Genomic DNA, 13,178 nt, shown 5'->3' on the forward strand with positions numbered 1-13,178 from the left:
GATTCAGCCGAAGAGGCTGCCGGAGCTCCTGCGGGCGGCGAGGTGGGCCTTGGCGAGCGCGGCGCGTTTTCCCTGCGGACTCAACTGCAGGTGCGACGAGCCGTTCTCGAGCGTGAAGTTGTAGCCCAGTTCTCCGGTGATCGACTTCAGGTCGTCGATGTGCAGTTGCGACGCGAAGGCCTCCTCCGTGTGCGGGCAGACCGCCTGCGGGCCCAGTGCGCCCTCGCGACGGTAGATCGCCACGCCGAGCTGGGCGGGACGCTGGAAGATGTGGAAAAATTTTCCGAACGGCATCCAGAGCAGGAAGAGGATGACGACGATGGCGTGCGTGATCGCCATGAACTGGTGCGCGCGGCCCTGCATGAACTCGTAGTCCCAGGTGAGGCCGAGACCGGTGACCGCGATGGCCGCGAGCAGGATGAGCGGCAGGATGTCGCCCTCGAAGGTCTGGATGGCGATCTGCCCGGCATCGGTCAGGCGGCGGCGCATCATCATGCCCAGGCCGGCGATGATCATCACCGAGGACCAGTTCAGGACGTGGAAGATATTGGCCGCGATGAAGGTGTTGAGGGGAAAGCTGAAGAGCGTGAATCCGAAGACGTGGGCCTCGTAGGTGTCGATGGTGCCCGGCATGAGGGTGAAGTGGATCCAGCCGAAGGTCAGCGGGAAGGTGACGGCGAATGCGATGACGCAGCCCCAGGCGATCAGCATGTGACCGGCCCAGCGGACGAGGCCACGCTTCCGAATGAAGGATTGTGCAGCCATGTCCTCGAATCCGCGCCGGACAAGCGCCCAGCCGTGCCCGAGCATGCGGCCTGTGTAGAAGAACTGCCATCCCCTCTTCCAGTAGAGGCGCGTCGGTGGACGCTGGAGCCAGACATCGTAGCGGTAGACAAGCCCGAACCAGGCGAACACCGAGCCGAAGAGGTAGGCGATCAGCGCGGCGTCGAAGTTCTGCAGGTTGCGCGAGCCGACGAGGATGGCACCCGTCAGGGCGAGCGTGGCGATGGCGGCGACCATCAGCGCCCGAAGATTCAGCGTGGTAAACATCGTCCAGGAAGGAGAGCAGGACTATTGCACATCGGATCTGAAAACGAAGAACACCCGTCGCCGGAAGGACTGTCCAGCCCTATCCGCGCAGTATGCGGCCATGATCGCCACTCCAACCGCAATCGAACTGTTGGGGTCAAATCCGAGGCGAATCGGTGAAAGAATTCCGGTTCCTGCGAGTGGAGGTGTTATGGCTCAGCTACGCGACCAGGCCTTTTCGAGGAAGTGGAGAAAATTGCCGTGGGCGATGGCTTCGGTGTCTGCCGTTGAGTATCCGCGCTCGCGCAGCAGGGCAGGGAGACGTTGCAGATCGGCGATGGTATCCAGGTCGGCGGGGCTCTGCTCGCGGCCGAATTCACCATCGAGATCGCTGCCAATGCCGCAATGCCGGGCATTGCCGGCCAGTTGGCACACATGATCCATGTGGTCGATCGCATGCCGCAGATGGACCTGGGCGCCTTCGGGCGTGCTTTTCCCGAGAACCCAACCCGGGCGCATCATCCAGGTGTCAAGGCAGGTTCCGAGGACGGCGCCACGCTCGATCAATGCCTTGATTTGTTCGTCCGAAAACTGCCGATTGTGGGGCACGAGTTGCCGGCAGTTCTGATGGCTTGCCCAAATCGGTCCCTGGAAATGGTCGAGTGCCTCCCAGAAACTGACATCGCACAAGTGGGTGGCGTCGAGGATGAGACCCAGTTCGTCCATCACCTTCAGAAGCTCGCGGCCCTTGGGTCCCAATCCTCCGCTGGCATCGGTGCCGTGGGCGTAGGTGCCCGGACCATAATGCGCCGGCCCCAGCGCACGAAGGCCGCTTGCAAACGCCTTTTCCAAATGTCGCGGCGTCACGAGGGAGTCGGCTCCCTCCAGACTAAGAATGTAGCCGATCGGCCAGGTTGTGCTGGAGGCATTGTTCCAGTCAGCGACATGGCGTTGCAGTCCAATCCGGTTCCGAATCTGAACCAATTCGCCGGCGGCCTCCATCGCTTGGTACCATGCCAGCTGCCCCTGGGTTTGCGCCCACGCCTGTTCCGGCGAATTCCAGCCTGGCAGCGGATTGCCCGGCTTGACGTAGCGTGCGATCTGGGTCGCCACACAAATGCCGATCCCGCCCCGGCGCATTTCAGGCAGGCAGACAGTATTGGCTCCCCGGCCCTGGCGATCATGAAGGCCGGCTTCGCGTTCGCGAATCCTGGCGATTGGACGCGTGAGATCCCGATTCCAGTCGAGAGCATTCATGCTCAGATCGAGGTGCGCGTCGAATATCAGCATGCTAAAACTCAAGCTTTCGGTCGCGTGCCGTGACTTTCCAGGTTTCCGAGGCTCGGCCGTCACGGATTACTGTCACGCTTGCATGGAGTGCCACGGTTGGGCAGATGTGTCGTGGGATCGCGTACAACACATCGCCAACGTGGAATGCCTCTGCGCGGCTGCTGCCAACAACCAGGTGCTCCTCATTGTGCGCGATGAATGTGGCATCGGGGATCTGGGGCAGATCGATTCTCGGCTGCGGCATCTCGGAGGCCACGGCCTTGTGACCCAGGTCCAGGCAGAGGCGGTCCCTGCCGGGCTTGCTGATGACGCGGGTCAGGAGAACCGCAGCGGGAACGAATGGAAGGTCGGGATAGGCGGCGGCACTTCCCGCATCCCAGAGCAGAGCGGTGCCCGGGCTGCATTCCACGGACTTGTCACTGGCGTGAATTGCCAGGGTGGGCGATCCACCGACAACGAAACGTGGGACCGGATGTCCCAGCACGGCCAGCGACTCGCGGAGTTTTTTTGCCGGTGCCAGGGCAGCCTGTGCCTGACTTGATCTCGCCTCCGGATTGCCGGCATCGATGTGTCCATCGTACACATGCAGGCCTCCGGCAGTCAGGCCGTCCGTGCCGGCTATTCGGCGGAAAAGTTCGATGGCCTCGGGGCCGGCGGGAATGCCCGTTCTGTGCATTCCGCAATCGATATCCACCAGGAGTTCAAGGTGTGACTCCTGGGCATGGACCGCGTGCGCAAGCGCGGCCAGCGCCGACAAGTCATCGACGATCGTGGAGAAATGCGTCCCTTGGAAATGACGCGTCAGCGCCAGCAGGCGGTGGATGTTCGGTCCCACCATCTGATACGCGACGAGCACTTTGCCTGCCCTCGCCCTCGCGAGCATCTCAGCCTCGGCAATCGTCGCGCACTTGAAGCTGTCAATTCCGAGCGCGCGCTGAAGCTGCACGATTTCGGGGAGCTTGTGCGTCTTGACGTGGGGGCAGAGTCGCTCGGGGCCGCCCACGATGGCGATCATCCGCCGGATGTTGGCCAGAATTCGTTCCGGAAACACGAGAAGGGATGGCGACGGAACTTCGCCGGCATTGCTCACGCTGAGCCAGGTGTGATCGGTCGGCGACATGCGTGCTGCATCCTGCTGCGCGGACATGCTTGTGGCGGCGGAGATCACGTCCGGGTCAATTGGATGCCGCGGACAGCTTGTTCCTCCGGTCTTCCCAAATCGTGATCAGAAGGGTGCTGACCAGGACCATGACACCGCCCATCAGACTCCACAGGCCCAGGCGTTCGTGAAGCCAGATTGCGGCGATAGGGACGCCGAATGCCGTGATGAGATAATTGGAAAGGGTGGCCTGAATGGCATCCAGCGCCTTGAGGGCCTTCAAGAACAGGACCATGGACAGGAAATTGTGGAAGAACGTGAGGAGGGCAAGGCCGGCCCATGTCCGGGCGGAGAAAGTTGGAATGCGAGAAAAAACATCACTCTCCTTCGCGAGGACCAGCGGAATCAGCAGGGCAAGCATCCCCACGTACGTGTAGAAACACATTCGCAGCGGAGAGTGAATTTCCAGGGCCTTCTTCCCGTAGGAATTGTAGAATGCGCTACCGAGCACACCGAGGAAGATGAGCAGGTTGCCACCCAGATTGGATGCGCCAAACTGGGCGTTGGACATGTCCTGTCGCGAGCACAGCAGGACACCGAAGATCGCCATGCCGAAACTGATCCACCTGACGGTTGACATGCGCTCGCGAAGGAAAACAAACGCCATGAAGGCCGTGCAAACGGGCAGCGCCAGCGTGATGAGCGCCGCGTTGCTGGCCAGGGTCCAGCGAGTGCCGATCGTGACCAGGACCTGTCCGGGGAATACTCCGGCAACGACCAGGAGTGCGTACAAAGCAACCAACGACCCCTTCGAACGCGTTTCCGTCACCGGCGCTGACTGCGTTTTTTCAGCACGGACAAACGGGATCAGGAAAAGCGTCGCGAAGAACATCGGAAGAAAAACCGTGCACCACGGCCCAACCTGATCCTCGACCAGTTTGATGCATGTGAACTGGAGCGCCCACATGATGTTGCAGGCGAGCAATAGCAGCCAGGAACGCATGAGAGGGTACTCCAGGACTTGGGCCAGACGTTTACGTCAACTGCCAACAGGAGCTGGATGCCGTGAGGTCGTCAATTCATGCAGCACCGCCTCGATTTCCTGAAGCGTGATGTCCGCATCCTCCATGGTATGGGCGGCGGAAAATGAGCACTGCTTCGTCGCCTGCGGAAAGAAAAAGATGCCGCGCTCGATCAATTTGCGCCTCATCCATTCATCGAGGGAAAAGTCATGGTGGGAGGCCAGATCATGCCAGTCCACGGGAAGGTGATCCATGAAGTAGATGCAAAATGCAGAACCCTGCCGTGCGACGGTTGCCTTCATGTCTAGGCGCTGGAGCATTTGATTCAATCCTTCCTCCATTCGCAGGCCGAGCGACTCGACGTGGCGATAGACGGCGCCGCCGCCCTCCTGGATTCGATCAAGGGTGGCCAGTGCCGCAGCCACCGGGACCGGATGACCGTTGTAGGTGCCGGCGGCGAGAACCCGTCTGTTCGGAACCGGATCGGCCAGGCGGTCCATGAAATCCCGTCGGCCGCCAAGGATGGCGATCGGGAATCCGTTCGCCACCGCCTTGCCGTAGGTGACCAGATCGGGATGCACTCCGGAAATCTCCGCGTAACCGCCAAGGGAATGACGGAACCCCGTCTTCACCTCGTCGAATATCAAGGCAAAGCCAAGTTCATCGGCCAGCTTGCGAAGCCCGGACAGGTATCCGGGCAATGGCTTCACGATCCCGATGTTTTGCAAAATCGGTTCGGTGATCAGTGCGGCAACCGGATAGCGACCGCACACATGGCGCACCGAATCGAGGTCATTGAAATTGATCGGATGGATCAGCGCCTGATGAGCCGCTGGGATGCCTGCGCTGATTGGAAAAAATGGATATTCGCCGGGGCTGCGGCGCGGACCGAGCTGGGACAGCGGTGTCATCAGGTTGCAGGCGACGTCATTGTGCCAGCCATTGTAGCCTCCCTGCATCACAATCACGTGGTCGCGACCGGTCACGGCGCGGGCAAGTCGAATGGCCTGAGCCGTGGCCTCGCTGCCCGTGTTGACGAACTGCACGCCCTGCACCCACGGAATGCTCGTGCAAAGCCTTTCAGCAAGTCTGGCCTCCAACTCCGTGCTGCCCGCTCCGAAGAGACTCTCCTGGCTCTTAAGCACATCCACCACGGCATTGTTCACATGGGGATCGTTGTGCCCGAGAAAATGGGGGGAGAAAGCCGCATGATAATCAAGGTATGACCTGCCTTCGGCATCCCACATGCGGGCTCCCCTGCCACGCACAAAGGAGATCTCTGGCCTGATGGCACGATTGACTGAATTGACGCCGCCGGGGATGTACTTGCGACTGCGGGCCAAGAGCGCGGCTGAGGACAGTTGGGTTGGCTTCATGACTTTTGGGATCGTTCCTTCAGGAATGAGTGGGATGTGGTTTCCCGGGGGCTCGAGCGATGCAGTCGATCTCGACCTTTATGCCACCGCCCAACACCGATTGCACCGTGGTGCGCGCCGGGAACGGCTTGGGGAAATGTTCGGCGTACACGAGGTTGAATCGGTCAAAGTCCCGGATGTCCGCCAGATGGCATGTGCAACGCACGACATCGGCCATCGATGCACCCGCGGTCTCCAGGATTCTTCGGATGTGAGACAAGGTCAGTCGCGTTTCCGCCTCGATGGTGCCGCTGCGGATTTCTCCCGTGGCGAGGTCCAGCGGCCCCTGCCCGCTCACGAATATCCACCCGTCGATCTCAACCGCTGCGGAGTAGGCACCTGTCGATGCCAGCTTGTCAGGATGTTTGAGTTCCTTCTTCATGAAATCTTGCGCTGCATCGCGACAACCTAGCCGCGCGGGCTGCTGCTTCGACACCTGCCTCGGCAAATGATCAAAGTGCGCAGATTCGCACGCCGCAGGGACGCGCAGCGATTCCTAGGTCAGGCACACTTTGACTCTTTCTGAACCGAGCGCGATCCGCGCGCCTCTCGGCAGGTCACGAGTGGTGACCAGCGAGGAGAAACTTGCCCACGGAGCGAGACGAACGGCTGCCCGGGAGTTCCATTTGGATGCTTCGGCAACCAGCATGCTCATGGCGGACCGCTTGAGCACTTCAGTTTGCAAAGCGGCCACATCGGCGTCGGAAACGTAAACGCCGCTCATTTCGTCGAGTCCGTCCGCCTCGAGGATGCAGGCGTCAAATCTCAAGTGTGCCAGCCAGGCGTGCGCCAATCCACCGGTCAGCGACCTTGATCCCTTCTTGATTTCTCCGCCAATGCCGGTGACGCATGCATGAGCATGCGGCGCGAGTGCGATCAGCGGCACGGAGTTGGAGTAGATTCGAAGTTCCGGGCGATCCAGCAGCAGGCGGCCCACCTGAAGCGCAATGGGACCGCCACCGATGAATACATTGCCGTCGTGCGGAAGCAATTCGCAGGCGCGCCTTGCGATGCGGACTGCAAGGCTGGCGCCTCCGGCGGGAATGGCGGTGTTTCCAGGAGTTTCGCGGTAGAAATTGAGTGGAAGCAATCCACCATGGCTGCGTGAGACCTTGCCCGACTTGGCCAGGAGCATGGCGTCCCGCCGGGCGGTCGCCGTCGAGACATTAAAATGCCTCGCGATCTCCGCCATGCTCACGCAGCCCTTTTCCGAAAGCAGCCGGAGGGTGGCGAGGTGGCGTTGGGCGGGAAGCATGGGAACACTGTAGGCGGGTGGATCCAAAGTTGACAATGCAAGCGCGCGTGAAACCGCCAATTCGCTCAAACTCGTTCAGGGCGGCTTCCGGGTCCGGCCTGCGCGAACATGCGCGGAATGAGCGTTTTTGCGTGCAGGGATTGAATTCGTGTTCCAAGTGCGGTGCGTATTCCCACGCATGATTCCGGGGTGGAAGCCGATTGAATGGAGCAGCGTGTGCCGCGCCGTGCTCGCGGCGATTTGCGCGTGCGCCGCCTCGAACTGCGGAAAATCCAATCCCGGGCGAGCTTCCCCTGTCCTGCGCGGATCGTCGGCCGCCGATTGCGCCAGTTTCGGCATCGCTGAACTGGAGTCCGTCGTTGCCGCACGGGAGATGCCTCCCGAGCGCCAGTTTGTCATTGAATCCTTGGATCACGGGCTCAGCGACGAAACCGCCGCGAGATTCTCCGATATGGTGCCCAAGGCGCCGGAGTCATTCATCATCCGCTCCGTCGGTGCGACCACCTGGATTCTCGGAAGCGATGCGGTGGGAACGATGTATGGGGCGCTGTCCGCGGCTGAGTCGCTTCGTTCATCGCCTGACTCGCTGTCGCTTGAAGACAGGACCGAATCGCCTTTCCTAGAGCTGCGGGCGGTCAACCAATTCCTGCATGAAGATGCATTGCAGGATCCGGATTCATGGTTCTTTCAGGAGGACTTCTGGCAGGGATATTTCTCCATGCTGGCGCGAACGAGGCACAATCTCCTGGACCTTCATGGCGGCTACAACCTGAGTGAGACCACATTCCCCAATCTCTTCCGGTATTTCGTTTCGCTCCCTGAATTTCCGAAGCAATCCGTCGGGGGCGAAGAGGCGAAGAGAAACCTTTCGATGCTCAGGCGGATCATCGCGATTGGGGAGGCGCACGGTGTGAAGGTGGCGCTGATGAACTACACCGTTCAGGGAAGAAAGGCTGAAGCTCGGAACGACGGCCTTGAAGGCTTCGACACCGCTGCATTGGAGAGATACACCTATCAGGCCGCCAGATCCCTGCTGGAACAATGTCCCGAGCTTTGGATGTACGGATTCCGCATCGGTGAATCGGGTCAGCCCGAGGACTTCTTTGAGAAGACCTATCTGCCCGCCGCCAGAGACAGCGGGTATCGCGGCAGGCTGTACACGCGGTCATGGCTGGCGACGAAGGAAAGGATAGAAAAAATAAAGAGAAGCGTCCCGGGGGATTTCTACGTCGAGGTCAAGTACAACGGAGAGCAGCTCGGCACCGCCTATCAGGCGATCACGAGCCCGACAAATTTCGATCCCTCATACTCGTATCAGGGATACACCAGCGAGCCACGCGACTTCAAACTCATCTACCAGGTGCGGGCGAATGGGACGCTTCGGATTTTTCACTGGGGCGATCCCGAATTTGTCGCCCGCGTTGCAAGGAGCTGCCAGGCGCTCGGGAGCAGTTCGGGGTACAGCGTGGAACCCATGACGGCCTACTATCCGATGACGGACCGCTATCATGGTGCCCAGGGGCACCACTATTTTCGGTGGGCGTGGCAAAGGGACTGGTTCTGGTACGAAGTTTGGGGACGCCTGGGCTATGATCCGTCGCTGCCGAGCGGGCATTTCAAAAATCTCTTCGTGAGAAGATTTGGCGAGGCCAGGCATGATTTGTATCGCCTGCTGACGGTCGGCAGCAAGGTGGTTCCGCTGATTGCCAGCGCCGTGGCCCTCGGTCCCGATCATCGCCAGTGGGCGCCGGAGCTTGAAACAGGGACTCCGGATTTCACGAATGCGGACGGCCGCCTTTCTCACGGGAATCTTGAGGATGGAATCGATGTGGCCCCGCTGGACTCGATGGTCATGACCAGCCTTGCGGAAGCCGCTCGGATGGAAACCTCGGGAGTTCAGGACGGGCGCACAACTCCGCGCCGGACGGCTGATGAGTTGTTCGCCATCGCGGAGGAGCTCGAAGGGATGCTGGAGCGACCGATGCCACCCGCAGAGAACAAGGAGGAGGCGGACTGCATTCGTCTGGATGCGCAGGCACTCGCGGCTCTGGCGCGCTTCGCCGCGGAGCGCTATCTGGCGGGAATTGCGCTCGCTGAATATCGCATCAGCCGATATCCCCGGGCCCTTGCGAGCGCGCGCGTTCATCTTGAGTGGGCGCGGAGTCACTGGCGGGACCTGGCTCGAACCGCGGACCGGCACTACGGTCCGATTTTGGACACGCTGCGCATGCACTCCGAAGCGTTCCGATGGGAATCCCAGATCGCGGTCATCGACTCGGACCTGGGCTGGATTTCCTCCCTCGAAAAGAAGCTGATGGATGAACCGCGCGGGGCTCAGGAATCCCGGCTTTCCCACCTGGCTGGGGCGGGAACCGAAATGCGCAATGCTGTTGCTGGAGATCTTCTGCGACCGGTCCAGTGGAGATACTCCGGTTTCGTGGGATGCGAAAAGGGTGGGCGAACCGCCTATGAAAGCGTGGGCGGGCAGATCGGGTTTGATGCCGAGGATTTGTTTCTCTGCAACGTCGATGACGACATGTCCCTCGAGGTCGACTTCTGGGATCCCGGCGCTGGAGAAGCTGGCGCGGTTGAGGTGCTTTTCGATCAGGCGGAGAAGCGGCCTGGGATTCCTGGCAAGGCGGGAGAGCTCCGGCTTGGCATCGAACGGGGATGGCGGAGTGCGAAATTTGTCCTTGAAGGTGCGAGATTGGCGGGAACCGGACCCGGTAATACGGATGTCGTTTTCCGCAGCATGAACGGGGAGGAGTTCACGATCCGCAATCCGCGGTTGTCCGTGGCTGAACCCTTTGCCCATCGATTGACGGTTCATGTGAAGGACGCCCTAAAGCATCCTCCCAGGAAGGTGGCCCTGTGGTGGAAGGAGCCTGGCACGGCCTGGCGGGAAACAGCCATGGAAGCCGGCCTTGGCGAACCCGGTCCTGAAGGTGGCAGCGTGCCATTGGCCCGCGAGTACTATTCGTGCGCACTCCCTTCCGGAATCCCCGAAGTGGAGTACTACTTCGTCGCGGAATTCGATCGCATCGAAGAGCGGCTGCCGGTCGCTCCAGAGACGTTTCGATGGAAACTGCAGGATGAAAACAATGCTCCAGTGATCGCGCCAATTGCGGTTGAGATCAAACCTGTCACACGCGATTCCTGCACTGTCAGCGCGCGTGTGGACAGCGCAGGCGGCGTCGCGCGTGTCGTTTTGCACTACAAGCCGATCCCTTCACAGGAAAACTGGCGTCAGGTCGACATGCAGCCTTCGAAATCGAACACCTACACCGCCACCGTGCCCATTACGTCGGAGGGGCTCTTGTATCAGTTCCAAGCGTGGGATCGCGAGGGCAATGCGCGCATCCATCCCGACTACCGCCGTGAGACTCCCTATTTGGTCATTCCGTCATGGAATCCATCCGCCACCCAGGAACATTCAGACAAAGGAACCTCCGCGCCATGAACAACCCTCTCGAATTCGATTCCACAGAATGTCTGCAGCCACGATCCGTCAGTCCGGGCAAATTTTCGGGAGTTCGAAACAGCGGATGCCTTGCCATGGCGAGAGCGGCCATCGTCGGGGGATTCCTGCTGCCCGGGCTGCTGATTGCTCAAACGTTTGTAGCCAGACCGTACATTCAGCCCGGTGACGGGTCGACCGTTGGGGGACATGATGTGAAAACGATCGCGTGGGTGACGGACAACGTGGCGGCTTCCTACAGGGTGGAGCTGTTTCTTCACGACAAGCTGTTGTTTGCAGGGTCCCCGACGATCGTTCCCATCGAGTTTTCCACCGGTCAGGTCTATCTGGCCTACTCGGTGATACTGACCGATCTCCCTCTCAACAGCGAACTCGACTACAAGGTGAGCCAGGGCGGAAAGGTCGTCTCGGCAAACACGTTTCGCACGCGGCGCTCTCCTGGCTGCAGGGTCCGATTTGTGGTGGCCGGCGATCTCGGCGAAAACACGGCGGCGCAGAAAGCGGTTGCGTATCGAATGGCCCGGGAGAATCCCGATCTCGCCATTCTCTGCGGGGACATCGTGTACAATCGCGGGCGATTCTCGGAGTACGTTGCGAAATTCTGGCCGGTCTATTGCAACGCTCCGACAGCCGATCCATCCATCGGCGCACCGATCATGCAGTCGGTTCCCTTCTATGTTGCCTTGGGAAATCATGACTCGCAAAAGGCGGACCTGGCAGGGATGCCCGACGCTTTCGCGGCGTTCCATTTTTTCCATCCACCCTTGAATGCCCCCGCGTACGGACCCTGGACAACCCCGATCATCGGGCCGGAAGCCTCGGTGCGCGCATTCAAGGCCTCCGCAACCAAGGCGGGGTATCCCCATCTGTCCCTCTACTCGTTTGAAGACGGCGACTGCCATTTCCTCGTGCTGGATTCGAACGACTATCTTCCAGTCCTCAACAATGAACTGCGTGCATGGATTCGTCGCGATCTCAATGGGACTGCGGCCAGGTGGAAAATGGTGTTTTGTCATCATCCTGGATTCAGTTCCGCAGCCAAGCATCACGAGGACCAGCGCATGCGTCTTTTGTCCCCGCTGTTCGAGGAGTGCGGCGTGGATCTCTATTTTGCCGGCCACGTTCACAACTACCAGCGCACGAAGCCGCTTCTGTTCAGCCCGGCGGACCCCGCTCCGCCGCCACCCGTCACGGAGGTTCGCGGCAGGTTCAGAGTTGACGAAAAATTCGATGGCAAGGAGCGGACGGAAGCCGAGGGAATCATCTATTTTGTGACTGGCGGCGGGGGTGGAACATTGTACCGGATGGAATCAAAGGAAAGCCCGCCCATGATGCCGCGTGATCCCGACGCGCCTGACGGCATCCTGGCGCGCTATGTCGACAACGTGCGTTCGTTCACGCTCGTCGAGGCGGACGCCGGACGCGTTCTCATCCGACAGATCGGGGAGGACGGTGCTGAGTTGGATCGCATCCTGTTGACCAAGCCTGGACGGGCCGCACGCTGAGTTTCCCACATGCGTCCCAAATTCAACTTGGAACCGATCGGATTGGTTGGCCTGGGCCTGATGGGAGCGGGCATTGCCACCTGCCTGCTCTCCCGCGGTTTCCGGGTGGTGGCGCACGATCGCTCGCCGAAGCAGGCGCGGACGGCTGGCGTGCACATCGACGAATCATTGCGCGAGCTGGCCGAACGTGGAATGCTTCCGAAGAGCCGAATGCGCGACTGGCGGCGCAGGTTCAGGCTCGTTGGGAATCCAGCCGAGCTGAAGGCTTGCCGGGTCGTTGTCGAATCGATCGGCGAGAACCTCGAGGACAAGCTCGGCTTGATGCGCGAGTTGGAATCCTGCCTACATCGAAGCGCGATCGTGGCATCGAACACCTCGAGCTTTCCGATCAGCCTTCTCCAGGCGAATGCGAGGCATCCGGGACGGATTGTCGGCATGCACTGGGCCGAACCGGCGCACATCATGCGGTACATGGAGATCACTCCGGGAAAGAAGACCTCGGGTCTGACTCTGAAGAAGGCCATGTCCATGGGCGTGCGGTGCGGAAAGGAGCCGACGCTGCTGCGGGAGGACGTTCGTGGATTTCTTTCGAATCGCATGATGTATGCCATGATCCGCGAGGCCTGTCATCTGGTGGAGTCGGGAATCGCAGACATTCCAACCGTGGATCAATCCTTCAGAAACGACATTGGCTGGTGGGCGCTTCTGGCCGGCCCGTTTCGATGGATGGATCTCACCGGAATCCCCGCATACGCGGCTGTCATGGAGGGTCTTTTGCCGCAGTTGTGCAATGACCACGAAGTGCCGCAACTGATGAGACGCATGGTTGCCAGCGGGGCCATGGGGACGAGCACTGCCAGTGGTTTCTACAAGTATTCCAAGGCCGGCGCGAAGGACTGGAATCGACGGTGGATCGATTTCACCTACGAGATTCGGAAGCTGGCCGACAAGTTTGCCGAAGTTTGAAGCGTTGACGGAATGAATGAACGAATGTGCGCACTCTGCACATTTGTTTGATGAGGGGTCGCGCGAGGCAGCACAACCGCAAGAATGACGACACCGCAGGCCGCTCATGGCCTTTCACC

Annotated in this window: 10 protein-coding genes; 3 read left to right on the plus strand and 7 right to left on the minus strand. The window is 60.4% G+C overall.

The genetic code is table 11. The features are described 5' to 3' along the window. Positions 1-3: 3 nt before the first annotated feature. The 7 genes from HS122_17280 to HS122_17310 form a co-directional block, all read right to left on the minus strand. Positions 4-1,050 carry an MFS transporter gene (locus HS122_17280; protein MBE7540149.1) on the minus strand — a complete coding sequence of 349 codons (1,047 nt, stop codon included), beginning with the start codon at positions 1,048-1,050 and terminating at the stop codon, positions 4-6. 195 nt (positions 1,051-1,245) lie between these two features. Beyond that, the gene (locus tag HS122_17285) at positions 1,246-2,319 is read right to left on the minus strand and encodes a membrane dipeptidase (GenBank protein MBE7540150.1); all 1,074 of its coding nucleotides are present in this window, start codon (positions 2,317-2,319) and stop codon (positions 1,246-1,248) included. 1 nt (position 2,320) lies between these two features. Further along, the gene (locus HS122_17290; protein MBE7540151.1) at positions 2,321-3,439 is read right to left on the minus strand and encodes a D-TA family PLP-dependent enzyme; all 1,119 of its coding nucleotides are present in this window, start codon (positions 3,437-3,439) and stop codon (positions 2,321-2,323) included. Between the two features lie 55 nt (positions 3,440-3,494). Next, entirely contained in the window at positions 3,495-4,421 is a 927-nt protein-coding gene (locus HS122_17295) for a DMT family transporter (protein ID MBE7540152.1), read from the minus strand. Between the two features lie 36 nt (positions 4,422-4,457). Next, the gene (locus HS122_17300; protein ID MBE7540153.1) at positions 4,458-5,816 is read right to left on the minus strand and encodes an aminotransferase class III-fold pyridoxal phosphate-dependent enzyme; all 1,359 of its coding nucleotides are present in this window, start codon (positions 5,814-5,816) and stop codon (positions 4,458-4,460) included. Between the two features lie 19 nt (positions 5,817-5,835). After that, entirely contained in the window at positions 5,836-6,237 is a 402-nt protein-coding gene (locus tag HS122_17305) for a RidA family protein (protein MBE7540154.1), read from the minus strand. A gap of 114 nt (positions 6,238-6,351) precedes the next feature. After that, complete coding sequence (locus tag HS122_17310) at positions 6,352-7,110, minus strand: DeoR/GlpR transcriptional regulator (GenBank protein MBE7540155.1); 759 nt, start codon at positions 7,108-7,110, stop codon at positions 6,352-6,354. Positions 7,111-7,288: 178 nt separating this feature from the next. On the opposite strand from HS122_17310, the gene HS122_17315 reads away from it, so the two are divergent. From HS122_17315 to HS122_17325, 3 genes are read left to right on the plus strand one after another with little or no spacing between them, the layout of a single operon-like run. Further along, complete coding sequence (locus HS122_17315; protein ID MBE7540156.1) at positions 7,289-10,570, plus strand: fibronectin type III domain-containing protein; 3,282 nt, start codon at positions 7,289-7,291, stop codon at positions 10,568-10,570. Next, a complete protein-coding gene (locus HS122_17320) occupies positions 10,567-12,093 on the plus strand; it encodes a metallophosphoesterase (protein MBE7540157.1) in 1,527 nt (508 codons plus the stop codon). Before HS122_17315 ends, HS122_17320 begins: the two co-directional genes overlap by 4 nt. Positions 12,094-12,102: 9 nt before the next feature. Beyond that, positions 12,103-13,059, plus strand: coding sequence for a 3-hydroxyacyl-CoA dehydrogenase family protein (locus HS122_17325; GenBank protein ID MBE7540158.1), 957 nt, complete (start codon positions 12,103-12,105; stop codon positions 13,057-13,059). Positions 13,060-13,178 lie beyond the last annotated feature (119 nt).

Source organism: Opitutaceae bacterium, from assembly GCA_015075305.1.
Lineage (GTDB): Bacteria > Verrucomicrobiota > Verrucomicrobiia > Opitutales > Opitutaceae > UBA6669.